This is a genomic window from Bacillus sp. AK25 (assembly GCF_048270685.1).
Taxonomy (GTDB): Bacteria; Bacillota; Bacilli; order Bacillales; family Bacillaceae; genus Bacillus; species Bacillus altitudinis.
The window spans coordinates 876,757-899,737 of sequence record NZ_JBLUWC010000001.1 but is presented as its reverse complement, the minus strand read 5'-3'; the positions used below and the strand labels follow the sequence as shown (position 1 = coordinate 899,737).

Here is a 22,981-nt window from a genome sequence, read left to right as displayed (position 1 = left end):
GTCTTTGCTGATGATTCTTTAGCTTGCTGCTGCCTTTTCTTCTTGTTTCGCTTGTTGAATTCGGCCCTCTTTTTGATACACAATAGAAGCTCCCTCGAAGCTCTTTACAAAAGCAACCGTTGCTTCTAAATCTTCTGGGCCTGTTTCCGGATTTTTCCCTAGCCGCCCAATCGGTGCATACTTACTTCCAGTGGCAGTCGCCATGAAGTTGTTCACTGTGAGTGTATACGTTTTATCGAAATCAACGGAAGAACCATCAGGCAGTTTTAAGTCGACTACTTTATATGTTAACGGATCGTACGAATAAGAAAAGCCTGAAATGCTATAATCTGGTCCAAATTGAGGAGATATTTGAGCTTCAATGATATCAACTAAATCTTTCCCCTTGATGTCCAGCTTTACTAACACATTTCCAAATGGCTGAATATTAAAGAGGTCTCCCCAAGTAATGGGTCCTTTTTCGAGATTTTGTCTGATACCGCCGCCATTCATCATGGCAAAGTCACTTTTCATTGAATATCTCATGCCATCCGCAATGAGGTTGCCAAGTGGTGTATCACCATCATTGGAATAGCCACCTTCCATCTTGACGCCAGCTTCTCCAACAACCTCACTAATAATCGGCTCCACTTCTTTTCCGTAATGGGCTAAAATGTCCGCTGCTTCCTGATCCTTTTCAATACCAGCCTGGTCTACATACTGGATGTTTGCACTCTTTTTGACAATATCCTTTGTTTTCCGGTCAAGTGTGACATTGACTTCTCCAATTGCCTTTCCGTATTCAAAGGCTTGGACAATTAATTTTCCATTCATTTCTCCATTGACCACTTCGTGATTATGGCCAGCGAAAATGACATCAATTTCGTCATCACCTTCTTTGGCGAGCCTTGCGCTTTCTCCAGTAATGGTATCACCATTTTGAGAGGCGGTCATATGAGCCAGAACTGCGATCGCTTTAATCCCTTTTTGCTTTAATTCTTTCGTTGCTTCATTGACAGCTTTGACTTCATCAGTAAATTGAATATCTTTAATTCCTTCTGGCATGACCATTCCTGCCGCTGATGTTGTCACTACCCCGATAAAAGCCACAGGAATTCCTTCGACATCCATGATTTCATAGGCCGGTAAAAGTGGTTTGCCAGTGTCCTTGTATTCGCAGTTTGCACAAACAAGCGGGAAGTTCTGCCCATCGTATCCTTTTGTGCCTTTCGGGTGATCTCCACCTTTTAAGATGCGCAATAATTCATCTACACCTTCATCAAACTCATGGTTGCCGACAGTCCCAACATCAAAGCCGATGTTCTCCATTAGTTCAACGGTTGGTTCATCTTGTAAAAGAGAAGAAACCGGCGAGCTTCCGCCTATCATATCTCCTGCATGAACTGTCAGTGTATTTTTTTGCGCAGCTTGCTTTTGTTTTATATAAGCCGCCACATAATCCATCCGTCCATATGTTCCTTTACTGCCATCACCTTTTACATCCAGCTCATATTGCTGATCAATTTTCCCATGCAAATCATTCATACTTAAAATGGTTAATGGAACTTCACTGGATGATGCTGACGCCTGATATCCAGCCTGCTCTGCTTCTTCTTTAGAAGCAAAAAAGATACGTTTATCCACATCGATCTCATTCCAGCTGTCAGGTGATACGTAGGTTTTTGCAGATGAATCACCCACATAACGTGTGAGCCCTTTTTTCTGCTCGCGTGCTCTAAATTCAAACGGCTGTTCTAGAAGAGGATCTTCTTTATTCCAAATACCAAGCCCTTTTTTCTTGGCATCTTTCACTGCTTGCTGGAACATCTGATACTCTTTTTCATCTCCAACAGGCCAGATGAAATAAGTAGGGGCATATCCTTTTTTCACAAGTTCTAGGTTCGTATTCAGCCCTTTTTTGGTTTTGACTTGAGCTAAAAGACGTCCATATCCATCCTTTGCTTCCGGGCCAATCTTTAATGTAACTCGATCACCACTTGAAAGTAGCGTTTTTAAATAATCCGTCGCTTTTTGTCCAAAGCGCAGCTGGTTTTGATCTAATTCATTTTTGGGCTTGTGGTAGGTTTCTGGTGTGTCCATATTCACGAAGCGTACCTTGGTTGTGCCGAGCACAGGCTTCTTCAAATGAATGGTATCTCCATCCACTACACGATCTACCGTTGCCTCGTATTCTTTTTTGATTTTTGGCGGCTTTGGCTGGTTCTTCAGCAATTTGACATCGGTTTTGTGTCTTGGAAGTACTTGCAGCGTATCATATCTGCTTAAAACGCCAGTAAACTCATACCATTTTCCGGTCTTCACTTGATCAATGGCACCCGTATCAACCATGACTCTAAGGACTGTACTATGATATTTTTTATCGATGATGGCCACATTGTATCCACCGCCAGCTGGCTGATCTGGCGCCTGTTCTACATAGCCTTTTACCTTCACTAATCTTCCTTCATATTTGCCTGCCTGATCCGCTTCCAATTGTTTAATGGAAACTTTCTTTGGCGAAGGCAATGGCTGATTCACAGCATCTATCTTCAGACGATCTTGATCTGGTACAATTTCAACGAGCCCTTTATAAGTCGTGATCTTGCCTGTCACCGTGACCTTCATGCCTGCTTTCAGTTCTGGAAAATTCTTAGGCTGCGCAGAATAAATATTGAGACCAGCTGTTTTGTCTTGAATATATGTTGATAGTTTCCCATTCCCTATAGCGGATTGATCTGCTGTTACGATTCCGCTCACCGTTACCGTTTCTCCTATCAGTTTTCGGGCTTTTTTTATGTTCATCGGCTTTGTTTGTTTCCATAAAGTCTCCTTTTTCTCAGAAGAAGAAAACGCCTCAGCAGTCATCATACTAGGCAGTAAAGATTGCAGACTAAATATCACCAAAATCAAACAACAGACCATTCGAATGGATTGTATACGTTTCATTAGATTTCTCCCCTTTGAACTTCATCTCTTCTATTGTACAAAGCAATTATTGAGACTGGATGGATTTCATGTAAAGCTGATCTCAATTACTTGGAAACGTAATAATCACACGTGTCCCTTCAAAGCTTTTGCTCTCAAAACGAATGGTACCGCCATGACTTTCAATAATCTTAATGGTCATCATTAATCCAAGACCCGTTCCTTTTTCTTTCGTTGTGTAAAAAGGTTCGCCTAATTTCCCAATCTCCTCTTCTGGTATGCCCTTTCCTTGATCTTCAAATATCAGCATCATTTGGTCGTTTTTCAATAATGAAGTCACTTGGATCACACCTGTTACTCCATCCATCGCTTCAATTCCATTTTTAAGAATGTTAAGAAACACTTGTTTCAGTTCATTTGGAATGCCTTGAATATGTGGCAAAGAGGGAGCCAAATTCTTTTGAATCGACACTCCTTTTAAGACCGCCTGAGATTCAACGACCATAATGACTTCTTCGAGGAGAAGGTTCACATTCACCGGTTCAAATTTAACAGATTTGCTTCTAGAGAGCACAAGGAATTCGTTAATAATAGACTCAAGCCGATTAAACTCTGACATCATCACATCGGCATAATCCTTCTGATACTTTTTACTTTGAATCATTAGCTGTAAAAAGCCTTTTAACGACGTAAGTGGGTTACGTATCTCATGGGCAATACCAGCTGCAAGCTGTCCAACTGCTGACAGCATTTCAGACTTCATCAGCATTTTCTCAGACTGTTTTTGACTTGTAATATCCTCCGAAATCCGCATGACAGTAGACTGCATTTTGTCAGGGTCATCGATTCGGTGTAAAGAGACTCTTTCCCATCGCTCACGCCCTGATAAGTCCTGAAAATACAACTCACCTGTCCAGCTGCCCTCTCTTAAACACACGTCCCATTGTTTCACTAGATCATCACATTGACACAACGCATAATAGACAGAAAAAATATCTTTTCCGATCAAATCATATTCATGCTGCTGTACAAACTGACAAAAGCGCTGATTGACACACTGAATAACACCTTCTCCCGTTGCAACCACAATATGAATATGGCTGTTATCAAGTGCTGTCACCGCAAGATGAAGAGCCTGCTTCAATTTCGTCATTTCGGTCATTTTGATCCAGGTCATCACCGCTCCCTCGCGATCTTGATCATAGAAAGGTGTCATATGAACCGTGAATTGTTCTCCTTCGTTCGTTTCAATTTCACGTTCGATCACGCGCCTATCTGAAATGACAGATTGAATATCATGATAGAGCATTTCCTTCGATAACTTCTTCACCATCGACTGAAACGTTTGCTGGTGCCGGGTTTGAGCTGAAGTGAATAAAGAGGTAGCTGTAGGAGTGTGATAGCGAATATTCATTTCCCGGTCCACAAACAACGTGGCAAGTTCTGGCTTCACAGACGGCCGGTACAGTTCTTCTCTTGTCACCTTTAAGTTGTTGATGATATTAATAAAATGCTCGTTTGTTTTCTCGCGCACTTCTATTTGCTTGTTTTTTTCTTTTAATTGAGCCCTTGCTTCTTGCTCCTTTTGTTTGACCTCATTGAGCTCGTTTTCTAAATCGACAATTCGCTGTTGATAAACCGAATTCTGCTCTAACATCCCTTTGTCCCTGCCGTTCTTTTGATTTTTTCCTCTCTCACTCTTCCGAATGAGAATGACGTATACTCCTTTAAAACGGCGATCAAAATGTTTTACTGTAAAATCTGCATACTGCTTTCTTCCATTTTCCGAAATGAGGACATGTTGAAAGACAACCTCAGTCTCTTCAGTCCACACCTTTTGAAAGCTTTGACTTAGTATCTCTTTCATATAATCAGGGGTTACATATTCACATAATTCATCTGAGACTTCTGCATGCGCTAAGAAAGAATAGGCACCGTTTGATATCGCGAGGATTTTCTCGAAATCGTCTATGATGAAACATGCATCATACTCCTGCTCTACTTCTTTCATATATTGGACAGCTCGTTTTTTTAACTCCGTATGACCTACATTGTATTTAGGAACGTTTGAGTGGGTGTAAATGTTCCACTTTTCATTTAACAAATGAAATAAACGAGGGATATTGGGTACCTTTTCATTCGGTCCTAATATCAACATCCCTTGATCCTTTAGTGCATATTGGAATCGAGATAAGACTCGTTTTTGTACTTCTGGCTGGAAGTACATCAGAACATTTCGGCAACTGATAAAATCGAGGTGGATAAAAGGTGAATCGATCAATAAATTGTGAGGAGCAAAGACAATATGTTTTCTAAGCGACTGCTTCACAATAAAAGCGTCACCTTTTTTTTCGAAATATCGCGCCCTCCATTTTTCTGGCATCCGTGCCATAGACTCAAGCGAATAAACACCTTTGCTTGCACTTTGGATGGCTTTCCGGTTGATGTCTGTTGCAAACACTTGAAGTTCAATGGACACTTGTCTTCGTTTCATTTCTTCTAAAAATAACATCGCAAAAGAATAGGCTTCTTCACCTGTAGAACATCCTGCAATCCAAATGCGGCATCGAGATTTCCCATTTTTCATTGTGTTTTCAATGATCGACGGAATGATGTGATGTTCACATACTCGAAAGGCTTCCATATCTCTAAAAAAGGAAGTCGTGCCGCTTAAAAGCTGTACATGCAGGCGATCAAGCTCATCTGGTTCTCTCTCTAATAAACGATCGTACTCGGACAATAAGGAGATCGATTGGTTCGCACTCCTCATTCTTTTTTGAATGACAGAGAGCAGTCTGCGCTTCTCATAGGTTGAAAATGCAATTCCTTTATGCATTTCAAGACGTTCAATGATTCTGATCAAAACAGGGTCTGCAACATCTGTATGCGGAACGTTGATGATGTTGGCTATATATGACGCAAGTGCAGAAGGGTCTTGAAATGTTTGATGATACATACGATCAAACCCACTATTTGTCTCACTGCACGATATGGCTGTACCGCCTTGCTCAACGATTTGAAGCAGACCACTTCCTACACAATAGCCTTTTTGAAAAAAGATCGCATAGGCCTCTTCCTTTTGCACATTGGCAAGTGACTGAAACAACGAATTCACAGCACACGCCTTGTTTGTAGGATGCTGCTCTGTTATGTGTAGCCGTTTGTCTTCTGTCAATGTCACAGCTGCATGCTGCGGACAAACATAAATCGTATTTTTCATGACTTTCTCACCATGCTTAATCGGCTTTGCCCGGTAGCCAATCGGTAAAACAAGTGCTTCCAAATCAGTTACACAATCGCCTGTCACATGATTTTGCACAACAATAAAAGAGGCATTTAATTCATGCGGAAATGATTGAAAAAAAGCCTCAAGATGATGCTGTTCAAACGGCGAAACACCGATGCCAATCACTGGTGCCTGCACATGTTCGTCTTCTATCAAACGATTAATGATTTTGTCCTGCATCTGGTACCCCCATGTTCATTCGTCTGATACATTTTTTCGACAAAAAGGAAGAAAACCCTCTAATTGTAAATAATGTTTTTGCATGAAAGGAGGAAAACTTCCTCACATTAAAACAGACTGTATAAACAGAAGGAGGATTCTTTATGCAAAACGATCAGCAGACAAACGTTCAAGGACATGCCCAGCAGCCCCAATTCAATCATGGCGGGCATGAGTTATTTGATTTACATGAGGTATTGGCAGGGACCATTAATATTTTGGATCAATACATGATCTTTCGGCAATTTATCCAAGATCCCACATTATCCGACATGTTAGATCGACAATATCAATTTGTATTGTCCCAGTACAACGTCACGGTAGATTGTTTTTCTACTGGTCAAAAGCCTAGTGAAGAAACATCTACTTATATGATGAACGAACAGACGCAGGTGACATACGGAATAAAACCATCTCAGCCTAAGAAGCCAAATCAATCATTACAGGATGTAAAAGATGCGGGAATTACAGGGCATATGCTTGGTCTCGTGAAATCTCATGCTGGATTACTCTCAATGACTGCATTAGAGGTCACAAACCCTGTGGTACGACGTGTGCTTGCAGCGCAAATCCCGAACTTTATTGAAATGGCGTATGAAATTTTCTTATATCAAAACAAACATAGCTATTATCAAGTTCCGCAGCTTACAGCTCAAGATATGCAAGCGATGACATCTACATTTGCCCCTATGCAGGGACAAGTGCAGATGCCGCCGAGCAAAGCCAACCAGCAAAAACCGCTTCATTAAATAAAAACAACGGCCGACCTATTTACAGGTCAGCCGTTGTTTCTTTGATAATTCAGTTTAAATTGCTCTTCAAAATCTGTGAGACGTTGTCCTGTCGCTTGTTCAAACCCTCTATCAAAACGACTAGTTTTCGCCGTTTCCTCCATGATCTCATGTATGACATCTCGTCCATAAAGCTGCACAAGCTCATAGATCATATAGTAGCTTTGTAAATAAACATCTGTCTCATACGTCGTGCGAGATTCTTGCCAGTCTTGATCAGAATAAAGAGATTTAAAAGGAATGACGTCAAACCGTTCAGATGTGGCGTTCAGCACATCATAGGCCGTCCATTCTGCTGTTCCTTCATGGAACCAAAGAGGAAAGACGACTGGAGATACCTTATATGCATGCACCTTTTCATAGAAAACGAAATGGGCATACTCATGAATGAATAACGTGTTGAAAAAGTATAAAGGCAGTGTCTCTTTCTTCAACAATTCTTCCCGTTTATCTGGGTATAATCCAATCATATGATCAACATCAGAATAAAAACCTGTAATATGCTTGATACCGGCAAATTGCTCAATCGTCTCTTTATCATCAAAATAAATGATATCTAACGGTTTATCAGCTTCATACTGAAACACTGACATCGTCCTCTTCTTTGCCTGCTCAAGCGCTTCTATGGTCAGATCGACAAAGGCGCCCTCATCCTCTGCATAGTAGATTCGAATATGTTCATAGACTTGCTTATTGAGTCCTTCCGTTAAGACCGTTTTAGGCGAAGAATGCTCCTCTAGATATTGCCCTGCCAGCTGGAACGCAACATAAATCAAGTACGCAGTGAACGCATAAAAAATCAAACCTGCTGCAATCATTCCGCTTACAAGTTTTTTATGAATTAATGACGGTTTTGCTTTCATTTACTCCCCACCTGAATTCATCCTGCAACCTCTTTCTCTTTCTATGAAAAAACAAAGATCAACAAGAGGTGATATATTTTTTACTTTATGCAGTCAGGTGCGCAAGGTGCGGTTCCAAACAAAAAAGCCGCATATGACATACGGCTTTTGTCGTAGCTATTTTGATTCAGGGAAGACACGTCGAACCGTTTCAGTAAACTCGTCGAAGAATCCTGAAATTGGTTCTCCACTTCTAATACGTTTTCCGTACCCTGCCATACGATCGACAAAGTCTGGATTAGCAGATACATACACATTATCAATTTGTTGATCCGTCGATTTGACTTTGTCAGAAATTTTCTTTTTCAAATCGTCTGTTACATCTCCGCTTTTATTGCCTTCAAGCACGACAGCAACAAATGCATTTTTCCCTGTGACAAGTACGTTCGCTGTTTTCACTTCAGACATGTTGGCAACAAGCTCTGATGCCTTATCTGCCACTTTCACCTTCTGAGGTGTCTGCACATTTGGTTGATCCTGTCTCATGTTGTCGTTCTTATATGTGACATTTTCGTACTGTCGTTTCATTGTTCCTCTTCGTTCATCGCCTTGGTTGTTCATTCCACACCCAGCAGTGATCAATGTTGGAACGAGTAATAAAGATAGCATCCATTTCTTATTCATCAATTGATTCCCTCCTTTTGCTCATAGGTTTTTCATCCAGCAGACTTTTTATGCACACATCCTCTATTTCAGCAATGAATTCATAAATCGGCCTTGATTGGTCATCCTAAACATGATGAAGAAGTATCATCACGATCAAATGGAGGGATTCGTTTGTTTAAAAAGAGAAAAGGTATGAGTACTGGTGCAATGATCGCAGCATCAACAGCCATCATTGCATTATTTTCACCACTATTACGGAGAAGACTTAGCAGCATGACTCAAATGAATTTGTCCTCAATGATGAAAGGCAAAGATCAACACCAGCATGAGTCATCTCGTCATGAGCCCCATTCGCATTCACGTAAAGACTCAAAAGGCACAGCTGAAGTAGGACAAATGATCAAGCAAGCATTCAGCGCTGTCCAGCCTAATGAAACAAGCCAGCATCAAACATCATCAAAAACATACCAAACTCATCAGCCGCCGAGAGAGTCTTACGCCCAGTCTCTTCACATTGATGAAAGTGTCATGAATGTAATGGATGATGAATCTATTCAGCAAGTGCTCAATGACATCGAGCACAAATAACTAAAACAGGAGCCTTTTTTCAGAAAGGCTCCTGTTCATTCTCCTGAAAAATGCTCTTTCACCATGATGCAGAAGGAAGGTAAGAAGGTGATTTCGATCGTGATAACAAACCGTTCCACACCATCTAATAGTATCAACAGCTCTTTTTCATGTTGCCGATCCTTTTTTATTTCTACATGTCGCACAGTTTTAAAGGCATATACTCCTAAAACAGATGCGTCCTTTTTACGAATAGCCTTCAAAGAAAATTCTTGTACTCCAAGAGACATCGTCACTATAAATCGCTCTTCCTCATTCTCAAACCGAAACGTTAGATCTTGATATTCAATGGGCATATCTCGTTCAAATCCTTCATCAGGCCACGTCTCAAAAAAAGAAAGCCAGTCCGTTCGATCTGGAAATTGTTTTCTCCTCATTTTAAACCCCTCATAAGTGAAATTTTTATTAATTATCTTGTTTCCCCTTTTCTTTTGCAACAAATTTTAGTAATTTTAAAAAGGTGATTTTATTTTGCTAAGAGACCTCTTTATTAATTTAACAATTCTTGTCACTTTCCATTATTTATTGATGCTTGTGTTTAAAGAGAATTTTTTAAAAAAGGAAGACACCCTGCTCAGACAAATTTTTAAAGGAATGATTTCTGGGTTACTCGGTGTCCTCTTAATGTTTTTCTCTATTAAAGCAGGACCAGCCATCATCGATTTAAGACATATCCCCCTTATTTTAACGGCATTTTATGGAGGCATTGCACAAACGTTTATTGCAGCCTGTGTGATCATTATTGGCCGATTATTAATCGAAGCCAATGTCGCTTCTTTCATTAATATTTTTTCCATGATATTTATCGCCACAGCTTCCTTTTTAATTGCTGAGCGTCATATCAATCACGTCGTAAAAATGCTGTTATCTATTACCATGAGCAACGTCATTGCGACGATTTTATTTATCATCATCGTCAATGAAAGATCGTTTGAACTGCATACTGCCTATTGGATTTTCTCGTATATTGCCGGTTTATTTAACTTTTATGTCATTGAGCATCAAACAAAAGCGTATCAGATGTTAAATTTGTATAAATTCCAAGCTCATTATGACTTTTTAACTGGTGTTTTAAATAAACGGAAATTCGATGAGATATTAAGTGATGCTTTTTCGCTGAACTTAAAGCAACCTATCCATCAAATGTCCTTGATTTATCTAGACATCGATTATTTCAAAACCATCAATGATCAGTATGGACATCATGAGGGAGATATCGTTTTAAAAGAAATCGGAACAAGGCTAATTAAGAACACAAGAAGCTCTGATTATATTGGGCGGATCGGCGGTGAAGAATTTGCTGTGCTTTTACCGAATTGTTCCGTTGAAAAAACATGGCAAATTGCGGAACGTTTACGAAAAAAAATGGCGGATCAGCCAATTTATTTACAAAACGGAACATCGATTCACATTACGGTGTCAATTGGATGTGCTTATGATGCAGGTACAAGTGAAAACATGAAACAATTACCGATTATTGCAGACCAGGAGCTCTATAAAGCGAAGCAGTCAGGCAGAAACAAAGTGAGCTTTTCTAGACGAAAAAGAGAACACTTAACATAGGCTTTTTCCTCAATTTGTTAGCGCTAATTATTTTTAAAAAAGTTTTCGTATAACAGTTGTTTTTTCCCGCAAACACTGGTAAAGTAAAGGTAATTATTTTTGTTCGTATCATCTTTAAGAAGAAAGTTTTGAAAGAGTTTTCGTCTTTGAAGTTTGTGTAAGAGCAAGAATAGTGAATTTAAGCGTTAAGATCGCTTTAGGAGGAAATTTCATGTTAGAAGGTAAAGTAAAATGGTTCAACTCTGAAAAAGGTTTCGGATTCATCGAAGTAGAAGGTCAAGACGATGTATTCGTTCACTTCTCTGCTATCCAAGGCGAAGGCTTCAAAACTTTAGAAGAAGGTCAATCAGTTTCTTTCGAAATCGTTGAAGGTAACCGTGGACCACAAGCTGCTAACGTTAACAAAGCGTAATTTAAGAGCATCTGCTCTTTTAGCACTTTATAGAGTGAAGGAAAACCGCTCGGCTTTTATGCCAGCGGTTTTTTTGTGCAATAAAAAAAGAGAACCTGACGAGAGGTTCTCTTTTTATTTGTCCTTCTGCTTTAGTTTCTGTAAAGCAGAACGATACATATCATCATTCATTTTCGTCTCTGGTTCTTCTTCTTTGACAGGTGGTTCTGGCTGCTTAAACTTTTGAAGCGCCTGTCTATAGAAATCATCACCTGACGGAGCATCATCTGTCTGAGAAGGCTCTGACGCTTTTTCTTCCACTTCAGGCTCTACAGGTCTCGCCGCAACTTCTGGCTCGCTATGCGGCACGTCAGGATGATTCGATACATCTTCTTTGATCTCTTCCTTCTCGGCCGAAGCGTGTCTGACATTGAACGCTACTAATCCGATAATGACTAGAACAGCAGCTACTAACGCTACAATAATCGTCGCCAAAAGAACCCTCTCCTTATCGCTTAAATGACGCAGTGACTGATGCTACTCGTCTTCCTAATGCTTTCCCCAGCTCAATGCCTTCTGCAGAAATCACTTCATCAGAATCAATCGGGCACGTCACACCTGCTCCATAATAAGAGCCGTATAATGCATTTTCTGGAACATTTCCAGGAAGGCCGACCACAAGCATCCCTTGATGGAACATCGGCGTAATCAAATTGTGCATCGTCATTTCTAATCCGCCATGTGTTGTCGCAGTGGTACAGAAAACGGCACCGACTTTATCGATGAGTTTTCCTTCTGCCCATAAATACCCAAGACGGTCAATCCATGTCTTTAATCCAGAACTAATGGTACCAAAGTGACCAGGGCAGCCCCAAATGATTGCATCCATTTGATCAAGCTTGCGGATATCCGCATCTTTCACATGATCAATGAACACTTCAGCTTGCTCTGCTTCACCTGCGCCAGCTGCAATCGCTTCTGCAAGTGCTTTTGTATGGTCACCTTCACTATCGTATACGACATAAATTTTCATGTACGGTCCCTCCACACTTATCTTGCATCTTGGTTTGCTTCCTTAGGTGCTGGAAGCAATGTCATTTCTTGTTTCTTATCCTGCTTTTCTTTTCGCTTTTTATCCTTACGTACATCTCGCAGGAACAAGCTGAGAATCACACCAGCTGCACAGAATAATGTCACCCACATGTAAGCATCATTGATGCCCATCACATTGGAATCGACTTGTGCTTTCGTAAAGAGCTGGGTCGACACATATTTTTGAGCAGCTTCTGCTGTCATGCCCATATGGTGCATCACATTAGAGACAGCCGCCTGGAATGAATTCATAAAGAACGGGTCAGCCGTATTCGTTTGATCTGCCATATTGGAATAATGGAATGTCGTGCGATTTGTATAAATCGTCGTGATCAAACTCGTACCGATCGAACCACTGATTTGTCTCAGTGTGTTTGACATCGCTGTACCATGACTGTTTAAATGCTGCGGTAATTGGTTCATCCCAGCAGTCATGACTGGCATCATCAAGAGTGACATACCAAAGGCACGTACTGCATACATGAGCACAATGTGACTATAAGATGTATCAATCGTCAGCCTTGTAAACTCGTATGTGGTGACAACCGTAATCAGCATCCCTACAATGGCAAGTGGACGAGGTCCAAATTTATCAAACAAGATCCCTGAAATTGGAGACATAATGAGCATCGCAAGTGCCCCTGGAAGCATTAATAGCCCCGATTGCAGTGCAGTAAACCCAACGAGGTTCTGCAAGTAGATCGGAAGTAAGAACATCCCAGTGTATAAGGCAACGGTAATAATAATGTTGATAACACTTGATAATGAGAAAATGCTGTATTTAAACACGCGGAAATCAAGCATCGGATTATCCGCTTTTAGCTGTTGGAAAATAAAGAGAATGATCGCAATCGCACCAATGATAATCGTAGATAAAACGATTGGATCTGTCCAACCATCACTTCCCGCTTCACTCACTCCGTATAGAAGCGAAGCAAAACCAACGATCGACAGAATCGCACCAAGAGTGTCCAGCTTGATTTTTTTAGGCTCTACAATATTTTTAAACATAAAGAAAGCCGCGATAATGACAATCGCACCGATTGGTACAAGTCCATAAAACATAATACGCCATGAATAGTGTTCAATAATGTAACCAGATAATGTTGGTCCTACTGCAGGAGCAAACATCATCGCAAGACCAAAAATCCCCATTCCTTTCCCTCTGTTTTCCGGAGGGAAAATAAAAAGGATTGTTGTCATGACGAGCGGCTGTAAGATACCGCCACCGACTGCCTGAATCAAACGACCAATCAGCATCGTCGAAAAGTTTGGCGCAATACCGCAAATAAAAGTCCCTAGTGTAAATGAAATCATCGCCACGAGGAATAAGCTGCGCTGGCCAAAACGTGTGATTAAAAACGCAGATAACGGAATGAGCACACCATTGACAAGCATGTAACCTGTTGTAAGCCACTGAATTGTCGTCGCACTCACATTAAATTCAGTCATTAAATGGGGCATGGCTACGTTCAAAAGCGTTTGGTTTAAAATCGCTACGAACAAACCGGCCATTAAAATGATCAGTAAAGACAAGGAGCCTGCTCCCTGTTTTGTCGCTGCAGGTTGATTTGCCATCTCAGACAACCTCCTTTCATTTTTTGATATCAGTCATCATTAAGATGAAATTTTGACAGAAGCATTCATACCTGGAAGTACTTTGTCAGATGGATTTTTAATTGAAATTTTCACTGCTACTTTTTGTGTCACTTTCGTGTAGTTACCACTTGAGTTTGTTGCTGGCAGCATATTGAATGTTGAGTTTGTTGCATAACCAATTTGTTCAACAGTTCCTTCAAATGTTGTATCAGGATCGCCGTCTACAACGATGTCCACTTTGTCACCTTTTTCAATGTTCTTAATGTCTGTTTCTTTAATATTCGCTGTAATGTAAAGCTTGCTTAGGTCAATCGTTTCACCAAGAACTGTCCCAGGCTGCACTTGTTGGTTGTTTTGTACTTCTTTTTTGACTAATGTGCCATCAGCCACTGCTTTAATGTTTGTTTTTGCTTCTCCTTCAACTTTTGCAACTGTGCTGTCTTTTTGCACTTCGTCACCTTCATTGATGTCCCAGCCTTTGATTTGTCCAGCTGCTGGCGCTGTAATTTGATACATGTCACCTGTCACTTTTGCTTCATCTGTTTTTACGAAGTTTGTGCTTTCGTAGTAGTAATAAGCACCTCCGGCAATAATGGCAAGAATCACAATAAGGCCAATAATATTTGTTAGCAATAAACGCCCTCTGTTCATGTTTTGTTTCTCCTTTCATGTATAAAAATATAGTGTCATCTGCTTTAGCAAACTTAGAATGCCCATCATCTGACAGATTATGAAACAAGCTCATAGAGCTGTCTGTTTCCCCTTTTTCTACTCCGCTGAAAATGGTGTGCAGCCCATTTATACTTATTGTTCACTTATGAGCAAAAAGCAGAAAAAGAAGAAAAGACGATCGGCATCTTTTTTGAAAAACTTATATTTAACAAGATTAAATATTAATAAATGAAAATTGAAATGTCAAAGAGAAAGTTTTACTTTTTTTCTGGTGATCCCTTCCTTCTCCACACAAAAAACCTTTCAGCCCTTATGCTGAAAGGTTTTTTTGAATGTTCTCTTTAAGAATGAACTTCTTCCTGCTGAAAAAATTTTTTTAATGCGAGAAAAACGTCTGATTTTTGCTTCAAAATATAATGCTTAAATTTCTCATCCTGAATATGTTTATATGCTGACATTAACGTAGAATGCCGATTATATTGATTCACTTCACCATAACAAAATAAATTGGCTTTTTTCATAATTTCAGAAACGAGCTTCACGCACCGTGCATTATCAGAGGTCAAATTGTCACCATCAGAAAAATGGAAAGGATAAATATTATATCGTGACGGAGGATATCGTTCGTCTATGAGCTCTAGTGCCTTTCGATAGACAGAAGAACAAATGGTTCCCCCGCTCTCTCCCCGAGAAAAGAAGTGCTCCTCGTCTACGACCTTCGCCTCTGTATGGTGAGCAATGAATTCGATCTCGACTGTCTCATACTTTGTCCGCAAGAAACGTGTCATCCAAAAGAAAAAGCTTCTCGCCATATATTTTTCCCAAAGCCCCATACTTCCGCTCGTATCCATCATCGCTAGGACAACCGCTTTCGATTCTGGTTTGGTGACTTCATTCCACGTCTTATACTTAATATCCTCTGGATAAATAGGATAAAAGGAAGGGCTTCCTGTCATGGCATTTCGTTTAAATGCTGACAGCATTGTTCGTTTTTTATGGATGTTACCGGTTAACCCCGTTTTGCGAATATCATTAAACTCAATTTCCTCGACAACGATATCATCAAGTTCCTTTTGTTTAAGATTTGGTAGCTCCAGCTCACGAAATAGCGCTTCCTCTAAATCCATTAATGAGACTTCTGCTTCGTAATAATCATCACCGGCTTGATCTCCAGCACCTTGACCTTTTCCCTGCCCTTGCTTACTGTCAGATCCATCCCGAGCGACCACATCGCCAACCTGGCTGTCTCCATCCCCCTGACCTACATGCTTATTCTTATCATAGTTGTACCGAATTTTATATTCATCTAAAGAACGGATCGGAATTTTGACCACATCTTTGCCATTAGACATAATAATGCTTTCCTCTGTGACAAGATCCGGCAAATTGTTTTTAATCGCCTCTTTGACTTTTTTCTGATGACGCTGCTGGTCATCAAAGCCTTTTCGATGGAGGGACCAGTCTTCCTGAGACACAATAAACTGACTTTTTTCTTGCCGGGACATCCATCCCCCTCCTCACCTTTTTGGACAATTCTTGTACCCATCGATTCCATTATCGTATGCTGGTCGTCGTCGAAATGACGACGATTTTTAAAAAAGACATTACCGGTGCTGGTTTGCGCCAATAATGCCTCCTTCATTTATTAACGATTCAGAAGACTGCCTACATATTTTAAGAGTTCATTTGCACTTGTAGAATTATAGCCATGCTCATCAATCAATCGCGCCACTACTTCATTGACTTTTTTCAACTGCTGCTCATCCGGCGTTTTCGTCGATGTCGTAATTTTCACGACATCTTTCAAATCGGCAAAGAGCTTCTTCTGAATAGCTTCTCGTAATCTCTCGTGAGAATTATAATCAAAGCGTTTGCCCTTTCTCGCATAAGCCGAAATCCGAATGAGGATTTCTTCTCTGAATGCCTTTTTGGCGTTTTCAGAAATGCCGATCTGTTCCTCAATTGAACGCATGAGCTTTTCATCAGGATTCATTTCTTCACCTGTTAACGGATCACGCAGTTTGTTTTTATTGCAGTACGCCTCGACATTATCTAAGTAATTATCCATGAGAGTTTTCGCAGACTCCTCATAGGAATACACAAATGCCTTTTGAACTTCCTTCTTCGCCATATCGTCATACTCTTTTCGTGCGACAGAAATAAAATTCAAATAACGTTCCCGATCTTCACTTGAGATCGATGGATGCTGATCCAGTCCTTCTTTTAAGGAACGGAGGACATCCAGTGCATTGATGGATTCCATGTTCTTTCGAATAATGGTGGATGAAATGCGGTTAATGACATATCTCGGGTCAATTCCGCTCATTCCTTCGTCATGAAATTCCTTTTTCATCTCATCAATATCAACAGATTGGAAACCTTCGACACTTTCCCCATCATACAGTCGCATTTTTTTCACCAAATCGATATCAGACCGCTTCGGCTCCTTCAGCCTTGTCAAAATAGAGAACATCGCAGCTACCTTTAGCGTATGCGGCGCAATATGAACATCTGAGACATCACTTTCTGAAATCATCTTATGATAAATGCGTTCTTCCTCTGTCACCTTTAAATTATAAGGGATCGGCATCACAATAATTCTTGAGTGTAAAGCCTCGTTCTTTTTATTCGAAATAAATGATCGGTACTCCGTTTCATTCGTATGTGCAACAATCAATTCATCCGCACTAATCAACGCAAAACGCCCCGCCTTAAAATTCCCCTCCTGCGTTAATGAAAGAAGATGCCATAGAAATTTCTCATCACACTTTAACATCTCTTGAAATTCCATCATTCCACGGTTTGCTTTATTGAGCTCTCCATCAAACCGGTACGCACGCGGGTCTGACTCTGAACCAAATTCAGCAATCGTTGAAAAATCAATACTTCCTGTTAAGTCAGCAATGTCCTGAGATTTCGGATCCGACGGGCTGAAGGTACCAATGCCGGTCCGTTTGTCCTCTGAGAAAAAAATTCGTTCCACTCTCACATCCTCAATGCGGCCACCATATTCCTCTTCGAGCCTCATCAAGTTTAAAGGTGATAAATTCCCCTGCACACGTATGCCGTATTCTCTATAGAAATCCTCCCGCAGATTTTGCGGAATGAGATGAAGCGGATCTTCATGCATTGGGCAGCCTTTAATCGCATAGACTGCGCCATGATCTGTTAGTGAATACTCTTCCAGCCCTCTTTTCAGCCTTGTGACAAGCGTCGATTTCCCGCCGCTGACTGGCCCCATTAACAATAAAATACGCTTTCTGACATCTAAACGTTTAGCCGCAGGGTGAAAATACTCTTCCACTAGCCTTTCCAATGATTCCTCTAAACCAAAAAGCTCCTGATCAAAAAATTTGTAGGTTCTGACCCCATTCTCCTCTTCAATCCCGCTGTCCTTAATCATATGATAAACTCGAGAATGAGCAGATTGAGCGACAAGTGGATTTTCTTTAATAATATCTAAATATTCACTGAAGGTGCCTTCCCATTTCAGTCGCTGCTCTTCTTCTCTGTGCTGTTCAATTTTCTTTAAAATATCCATATGAACCTCCTCTTTCAAGATTGAAGCTAGAAATCAGATACTGTTTTACAATCTATGCGGAGGCGTCCTATTACATGCTTTCGTTCTTCAAAATGACGAATTGGCAAACTGAATTGACAACCATCCGCAAGACCCTTCATAATAAAGGAAAAACAGGAGAAAAATGATCTTCATCTCCTGCTTTTCAAGGCGAACTTCACAACATATGAAACCGGCAGCGAAGGAACAAAGGGATAAGGGGGAGCTTATATGAGAACGGTCATTATGATGGGCGTCATCATTACGTTTTTAGTATCCATTTTCACAGCTGGCTACGAAGGCAAGCCTGGTAAATGAAAAAAAGGATGTTCCATCAGTGGAACATCCTTTTTCATTTCGTTCATATTTTCAGTACTTACATATTCACTGAGAGCGAGATCGGATCTCGGCTTTTATCATGTTCTTATATCAAATCTCGGTATTGCTGCTGGCGAAGCGCCTCATACACAAGAATCGCTGCCGTATTCGATAGATTCAGTGAACGAACATGCTCTGTCATTGGTAAACGTAGACAGCGATCCATATTCCGTTCAATCAAATCTTTTGGCAATCCACTCGTCTCTCTGCCAAATACAAAGAAGTAGTCTTCATCTAGCTGCGAGTAATCGAACGTTGTATGCGGCTTTTGCCCAAACTTTGTGATATAGAAAAATTGCCCCTTCGGATGAGCCTCAAACAATTCATCTAATGAATCATGATAGACGACATTGGCATATTTCCAATAATCGAGTCCTGCACGCTTCAGCATTTTATCATCTGTCGAAAAACCAAGCGGACGAATCAGATGAAGTGTTGTATTTGTTGCTGCACATGTACGCGCAATATTTCCAGTATTAGCTGGAATTTCTGGTTGATATAAAACGACATGAAGTCCCAAAAAAGTTCACCTCTAATTTTCTTTTCCGCTCAACATTATACCATTAACTATCCTTCGGAGCATCGTCCAAAATGTGAAAAAACGTATAACGAATACTAGGTGTATAAGCCGTTGAATCTTCATACGACCAGTAACGCATACGGCTGTCATACGTTTGTGCATTCACAAGAGGCATTCCGCCTTTATCATGATCAACGACAATGGTTGTATGATTATACCTACCGTCACCTTCAAAATCGTAGCAAATAACATCACCTATTTGAAGCTCCTGCGGCTCCTTGAGCTTCTTCGCTCTCAACCCCGCTTTGGAATTGGCTAAATAATTTTTCATCGAATGTGCCACCGTCCAGCTGTAGCTCCACGTATGTGGACGAACCCACCAGCCAGATCCACGGTTCGGATATCCTCTCGTTGGCGCATTCCCTGCTTTTAGACATTGTGAAATAAAATTCGTACAGTTATCTTCGAAATTTTTATAGGCTGGATTTCGTTTATTCCAATACGTTTCAGCATATTGAACAGCTGCACGCCGGTCATAGTGAAAAGCTCTTCCAAATTGGTCTTCATTTTGGAAGCGCTCATCCACCTGATCTTCCTTTTGTCGTTCTTCTAACATCATCCGATCTTTCACAAGCATGTCGTTATAAAGAAACGCTTCTCTTTTCTCAACCTGTTCCTCTAAATAAAAAGAATCGTCTATATCCTTACAGACATAAGTGAGGTGAGCGAGATATTGTACTTGCTGAGCTCCATCATCTTGAATAGCTGAATCGAGAAGTTTTGCTTTTGCTTTCGCCTTGACAATCTCAACTTGTCTTCTTGCAAACAGCTCTTTCTTTCGCTCCACAGCGTCCACATCAGACATCAGCTGCGGCTGTTTGATCGTACTGCCATTTAATAAATATGCCAGTCTGTCTTCTAACGTTTGTTCTAATAATTGTTTCACACAGACACCACCAAACTTTTTTTAACATCTCTGTTTGGTTCATTCTATGTTCAATGGGAGGTTATTTAGTATTTAAAGGTGTTTGTAACAATTCAATCCCTTTGATGATCTCTTGTTTTGCTTCTTCATCACTTTCCCGCCCAAGGGCTTTTTCGAGTTCTGAAAGCTGCTGACCATCGCCAATTTTACCGATTGCCCAAGCAGCCGTGCCTCGAATGACCGGTCTTGGATCTTTATGCATCAGGTCAACCAAATCTGGCAAAGCAGATGTATCTTTAAAGTGAGCAAGTGCCAAAATGGCATTCCGCTGAATAGGCTTTTTCCCTCGCCATGATCCAGAAACATGACCATACTTCTCTTTAAACTCACGATTGCTGATTGTCAGCAGTGGCTTTAAGAGCGGCTTTGCAATTTCAGGGTCCGGCTCCATTTCAGGATGTAGGTGAAAGTCTTTCCCTTTATTAATTGGGCAGACCGTTTGGCATGTATCACATCCATACAACCGATTCCCTATTTTCGAGCGAAATTCGTCAGGTAAAAACCCTTTTGTCTGTGTTAAAAACGAAATACACCTTTGAGAATTGAGCTGGCCTGGATTCACAAGAGCACCCGTTGGACATGAATCCACACATTTATTACAAGTTCCGCACTGGTCTTCTATTTTCTCATCCGGTTCAAATGGAACATTTGTAATCATCTCAGCCAAATAGACATAAGATCCGAACTCTGGTGTGATAATCATACAGTTCTTTGCGCTAAAGCCAATGCCAGCACGTTCGGCTACAGCACGGTCAGACAATTCACCTGTGTCCACCATTGATTTTGTCCGTATATCTTCGTGTTTACTGCGCAAAAATTCTTCAAGCATGTCGAGCTTTTTTTTCAGCACAACATGATAATCAGTTCCCCATGAAGCCCTGCAAAAAATCCCTCTTCTTGCATCCTTTGTACTTCGGGGAGCATCTTTCATTTTGGAAGGGTATGCGAGCGCAATGGCGACAATTGATTTTGCTTTTGGAAGCAGCAAAGCAGGATTTGTTCGTTTTTCGATATCAGGTTCTTCAAAACCGGACAAATACCCTAACGATTCATGTAAGATGAGGCGGTCCTTTAATGAATCAAATGTATCAGCACTTGCAAATCGAATTTTATCGACACCAATTTCGTTCGCATATTGAATTAACTCTTCTTTTAATTGTCCAACATGAATCACCTTGCAAACCTCCTTTCTTTGTTTCTTCAGTTGTTTTCAGTATAATACGAGTGTATCATGACCGATTGGAGTGAGTCACTGTGAAGATACAAATGGAAATCTCCCAACCTCAAAGCCCGTCTATCCATGTTGGACAGATTGAATATTCACATATTGAGATAGGAAAATCCCCTCAAATGTTAAAAGGCCGACTGCGTCTGTTTCAAGAATCTTTGTTTTTTGAATATGAAGATCAAACTTTGGAAGAAGTACCAGCGATCAAAGAATGGACGAATCTTCTAGAAGATATCCCCTTTCTTCCGCTACTTGCTGATATTCAAAAAGAACAATTTATTGACTCGACCAATTCCGTACAGGATTTGTCGATATTTTTTTCATTAAAATATTTCTTGCCTATCCTTACATTAGATGCCGATCAATTGAAAGGGCCTCTTTCATTATCCAAAAATGAAACTGGTCATATTGAATGGCAGGATGGCGCAGAGCTTAAAGGGTTATTTTCTCAAGCAAGTAAAGCTCAAATTTCTCAAGACACAAAAAGCATTCTTCAAATCATTCTCTTCCCACCATCTATTTCCCGGGAAAAGAGTGAAGCGCTTATACAATCCTTGACGAAGATGTTTATACAAATACATGGTGGAGAAAGCAAATATGAACTCATTGAAAAAGCACTGTAGGTCACAGTGCTTTTCACATTATACTGACATAATAAAAAACGCAACACTTCGTTTATCTATGAAACGAAATACTGCGTTATAAACAAAATTATGTATTGGAGCGGGTGATGAGAATCGAACTCACGACATCAGCTTGGAAGGCTGAGGTTTTACCACTAAACTACACCCGCATCAATCTTTTAAAGACAACGTCATTGCGTTGACTTTTATTATGTTACAACTTTCTTAACAATTCGTCAAGAGAATATGAAGATTTTTCGTCAAAAAATTTCATATTCTCCATATATATTACGATAGTTATTTGTCTAGTTGCAAATACACCAAATAAGCCTGCTTTACATCTTTTAATTCCTCTTTCAGATTCTTTTCAGAACCTGTTAAACCAGAAAACTCATGGTTCATTCCAGTTGTGATGGTAGTAGAAATTAATTTTTTCTCTCCAGGAGACATGTGAAAAAGATCTGAAGCTGATATCGTTGTGTTTCCTCCCACGTCCTGTTTGAAATCCATGCTAGTCGAGAGTTTCGTTAGTTCGCTTTGCTCTTTATCTTTCCATAAGCTATACGTTACTTTTAACAGATCATCTTTTTCATCTTCTAGCTGATAGATAAAATTCACACTGTTATCGACGCCATTTTGATGAAGGTCAATGGTGATTTTTTTTGTATCTTCTTTTAATAATTGTCCATCTTTGTAATGCATACCGATCAAGGATACACTTTTATTACTGCCTTTTAGTCCTTTCACTGTCATCGCTTCAAACGGCTTATCTGATAATGCTTCCAAAAGACTTTTTTCATTTTTTGTTAGTTTCATAGGTTCGACAGTTACTTCATCGTGAGTTGCTGTTTCCTTATTTTTCTCTGTTGCAGGTTTTTCTGAGACCGTTTTCTCTGTCGTTGTTGTTTCTGCAGCCTTCTCGCCGCATCCTGCTAATAGAAAAACAGTAAATAAAAGAATGCTCCATTTCTTAATCATTGATATCCCCTTTTATATATTTATTTTTTATTATACTAAAATTTGGTTTAATATACAA

The 22,981-nt window shown here is 40.3% G+C and carries 20 protein-coding genes and 1 tRNA gene; 5 read left to right on the top strand and 16 right to left on the bottom strand.

Going from position 1 to position 22,981, the window contains the following annotated elements; all coding sequences use genetic code 11:
* Positions 1-18: 18 nt before the first annotated feature.
* Positions 19-2,925, bottom strand: coding sequence for a 5'-nucleotidase C-terminal domain-containing protein (locus ACNO7B_RS04595; RefSeq protein WP_417901243.1), 2,907 nt, complete (start codon positions 2,923-2,925; stop codon positions 19-21).
* 82 nt (positions 2,926-3,007) lie between these two features.
* Positions 3,008-6,370 carry a CheR family methyltransferase gene (locus tag ACNO7B_RS04590; RefSeq protein ID WP_035703395.1) on the bottom strand — a complete coding sequence of 1,121 codons (3,363 nt, stop codon included), beginning with the start codon at positions 6,368-6,370 and terminating at the stop codon, positions 3,008-3,010.
* Positions 6,371-6,513: 143 nt separating this feature from the next.
* Between ACNO7B_RS04590 and ACNO7B_RS04585 the strand changes: the two genes are divergently transcribed.
* Positions 6,514-7,158, top strand: a complete 645-nt coding sequence (locus tag ACNO7B_RS04585) for a spore coat protein (RefSeq protein WP_113747687.1) — start codon at positions 6,514-6,516, stop codon at positions 7,156-7,158.
* A 29-nt stretch (positions 7,159-7,187) separates the two neighbouring features.
* On the opposite strand, the gene ACNO7B_RS04580 is transcribed toward ACNO7B_RS04585, so the two are convergent.
* Both ACNO7B_RS04580 and ACNO7B_RS04575 read right to left on the bottom strand, forming a co-directional pair.
* Positions 7,188-8,063: a hypothetical protein gene (locus ACNO7B_RS04580; RefSeq protein WP_113747688.1), complete on the bottom strand. Its 876-nt coding sequence runs from the start codon at positions 8,061-8,063 to the stop codon at positions 7,188-7,190.
* Positions 8,064-8,219: 156 nt separating this feature from the next.
* Entirely contained in the window at positions 8,220-8,726 is a 507-nt protein-coding gene (locus ACNO7B_RS04575) for a YhcN/YlaJ family sporulation lipoprotein (protein WP_008349054.1), read from the bottom strand.
* A 153-nt stretch (positions 8,727-8,879) separates the two neighbouring features.
* Here ACNO7B_RS04575 and ACNO7B_RS04570 point away from each other — a divergent pair, with 153 nt between their 5' ends.
* On the top strand, positions 8,880-9,296 hold the full coding sequence (locus tag ACNO7B_RS04570) for a hypothetical protein (RefSeq protein ID WP_035703388.1): 417 nt from the start codon (positions 8,880-8,882) through the stop codon (positions 9,294-9,296).
* A 35-nt stretch (positions 9,297-9,331) separates the two neighbouring features.
* Here the strand turns inward: ACNO7B_RS04570 and ACNO7B_RS04565 are convergent, their stop codons facing one another.
* A complete protein-coding gene (locus ACNO7B_RS04565) occupies positions 9,332-9,712 on the bottom strand; it encodes a hypothetical protein (RefSeq protein ID WP_113747689.1) in 381 nt (126 codons plus the stop codon).
* 94 nt (positions 9,713-9,806) lie between these two features.
* Between ACNO7B_RS04565 and ACNO7B_RS04560 the strand changes: the two genes are divergently transcribed.
* On the top strand, positions 9,807-10,898 hold the full coding sequence (locus tag ACNO7B_RS04560; protein WP_417901242.1) for a GGDEF domain-containing protein: 1,092 nt from the start codon (positions 9,807-9,809) through the stop codon (positions 10,896-10,898).
* Positions 10,899-11,109: 211 nt separating this feature from the next.
* The gene (cspB, locus tag ACNO7B_RS04555; protein WP_008349061.1) at positions 11,110-11,310 is read left to right on the top strand and encodes a cold shock-like protein CspB; all 201 of its coding nucleotides are present in this window, start codon (positions 11,110-11,112) and stop codon (positions 11,308-11,310) included.
* Positions 11,311-11,424: 114 nt separating this feature from the next.
* On the opposite strand, the gene ACNO7B_RS04550 is transcribed toward cspB, so the two are convergent.
* The 9 genes from ACNO7B_RS04550 to queG form a co-directional block, all read right to left on the bottom strand.
* Positions 11,425-11,784 carry a hypothetical protein gene (locus ACNO7B_RS04550; RefSeq protein WP_017360371.1) on the bottom strand — a complete coding sequence of 120 codons (360 nt, stop codon included), beginning with the start codon at positions 11,782-11,784 and terminating at the stop codon, positions 11,425-11,427.
* Positions 11,785-11,797: 13 nt separating this feature from the next.
* Entirely contained in the window at positions 11,798-12,322 is a 525-nt protein-coding gene (locus tag ACNO7B_RS04545; RefSeq protein ID WP_113747690.1) for an NAD(P)H-dependent oxidoreductase, read from the bottom strand.
* Positions 12,323-12,339: 17 nt separating this feature from the next.
* Positions 12,340-13,959, bottom strand: coding sequence for a DHA2 family efflux MFS transporter permease subunit (locus ACNO7B_RS04540; protein ID WP_041507548.1), 1,620 nt, complete (start codon positions 13,957-13,959; stop codon positions 12,340-12,342).
* 39 nt (positions 13,960-13,998) lie between these two features.
* Positions 13,999-14,631: an HlyD family efflux transporter periplasmic adaptor subunit gene (locus ACNO7B_RS04535; RefSeq protein ID WP_007497037.1), complete on the bottom strand. Its 633-nt coding sequence runs from the start codon at positions 14,629-14,631 to the stop codon at positions 13,999-14,001.
* Positions 14,632-14,993: 362 nt separating this feature from the next.
* Positions 14,994-16,157, bottom strand: coding sequence for a sporulation protein YhbH (yhbH, locus tag ACNO7B_RS04530; RefSeq protein WP_017360373.1), 1,164 nt, complete (start codon positions 16,155-16,157; stop codon positions 14,994-14,996).
* A 140-nt stretch (positions 16,158-16,297) separates the two neighbouring features.
* Positions 16,298-18,193 (bottom strand): PrkA family serine protein kinase, encoded by a 1,896-nt coding sequence (locus ACNO7B_RS04525; protein WP_017360374.1) that lies wholly within the window; start codon positions 18,191-18,193, stop codon positions 16,298-16,300.
* Positions 18,194-18,635: 442 nt separating this feature from the next.
* Positions 18,636-19,109 (bottom strand): tRNA (uridine(34)/cytosine(34)/5-carboxymethylaminomethyluridine(34)-2'-O)-methyltransferase TrmL, encoded by a 474-nt coding sequence (trmL, locus tag ACNO7B_RS04520; protein WP_003211950.1) that lies wholly within the window; start codon positions 19,107-19,109, stop codon positions 18,636-18,638.
* Between the two features lie 43 nt (positions 19,110-19,152).
* A complete protein-coding gene (locus tag ACNO7B_RS04515; protein ID WP_008349082.1) occupies positions 19,153-20,055 on the bottom strand; it encodes an amidase domain-containing protein in 903 nt (300 codons plus the stop codon).
* Positions 20,056-20,116: 61 nt separating this feature from the next.
* Positions 20,117-21,265 (bottom strand): tRNA epoxyqueuosine(34) reductase QueG, encoded by a 1,149-nt coding sequence (gene queG / locus ACNO7B_RS04510; RefSeq protein WP_377837394.1) that lies wholly within the window; start codon positions 21,263-21,265, stop codon positions 20,117-20,119.
* 83 nt (positions 21,266-21,348) lie between these two features.
* On the opposite strand from queG, the gene ACNO7B_RS04505 reads away from it, so the two are divergent.
* Positions 21,349-21,945 carry a hypothetical protein gene (locus ACNO7B_RS04505; protein ID WP_080987785.1) on the top strand — a complete coding sequence of 199 codons (597 nt, stop codon included), beginning with the start codon at positions 21,349-21,351 and terminating at the stop codon, positions 21,943-21,945.
* A gap of 96 nt (positions 21,946-22,041) precedes the next feature.
* Here ACNO7B_RS04505 and ACNO7B_RS04500 read toward each other — a convergent pair.
* Together ACNO7B_RS04500 and ACNO7B_RS04495 are read right to left on the bottom strand one after the other, a co-directional pair.
* A tRNA-Gly gene (locus ACNO7B_RS04500) sits at positions 22,042-22,115 on the bottom strand.
* Between the two features lie 127 nt (positions 22,116-22,242).
* The gene (locus tag ACNO7B_RS04495) at positions 22,243-22,923 is read right to left on the bottom strand and encodes a hypothetical protein (RefSeq protein WP_008349087.1); all 681 of its coding nucleotides are present in this window, start codon (positions 22,921-22,923) and stop codon (positions 22,243-22,245) included.
* Positions 22,924-22,981: the final 58 nt, after the last annotated feature.

Coding starts and splice junctions, on each gene's coding strand:
- ACNO7B_RS04595 (WP_417901243.1), bottom strand. CDS start 2,925: ATGAAACGTATACAATCCATTCGAATGGTCTGTTGTTTGATTTTGGTG.
- ACNO7B_RS04590 (WP_035703395.1), bottom strand. CDS start 6,370: ATGCAGGACAAAATCATTAATCGTTTGATAGAAGACGAACATGTGCAG.
- ACNO7B_RS04585 (WP_113747687.1), top strand. CDS start 6,514: ATGCAAAACGATCAGCAGACAAACGTTCAAGGACATGCCCAGCAGCCC.
- ACNO7B_RS04580 (WP_113747688.1), bottom strand. CDS start 8,063: ATGAAAGCAAAACCGTCATTAATTCATAAAAAACTTGTAAGCGGAATG.
- ACNO7B_RS04575 (WP_008349054.1), bottom strand. CDS start 8,726: ATGAATAAGAAATGGATGCTATCTTTATTACTCGTTCCAACATTGATC.
- ACNO7B_RS04565 (WP_113747689.1), bottom strand. CDS start 9,712: ATGAGGAGAAAACAATTTCCAGATCGAACGGACTGGCTTTCTTTTTTT.
- cspB (WP_008349061.1), top strand. CDS start 11,110: ATGTTAGAAGGTAAAGTAAAATGGTTCAACTCTGAAAAAGGTTTCGGA.
- ACNO7B_RS04545 (WP_113747690.1), bottom strand. CDS start 12,322: ATGAAAATTTATGTCGTATACGATAGTGAAGGTGACCATACAAAAGCA.
- ACNO7B_RS04540 (WP_041507548.1), bottom strand. CDS start 13,959: ATGGCAAATCAACCTGCAGCGACAAAACAGGGAGCAGGCTCCTTGTCT.
- ACNO7B_RS04535 (WP_007497037.1), bottom strand. CDS start 14,631: ATGAACAGAGGGCGTTTATTGCTAACAAATATTATTGGCCTTATTGTG.
- yhbH (WP_017360373.1), bottom strand. CDS start 16,157: ATGTCCCGGCAAGAAAAAAGTCAGTTTATTGTGTCTCAGGAAGACTGG.
- ACNO7B_RS04525 (WP_017360374.1), bottom strand. CDS start 18,193: ATGGATATTTTAAAGAAAATTGAACAGCACAGAGAAGAAGAGCAGCGA.
- ACNO7B_RS04495 (WP_008349087.1), bottom strand. CDS start 22,923: ATGATTAAGAAATGGAGCATTCTTTTATTTACTGTTTTTCTATTAGCA.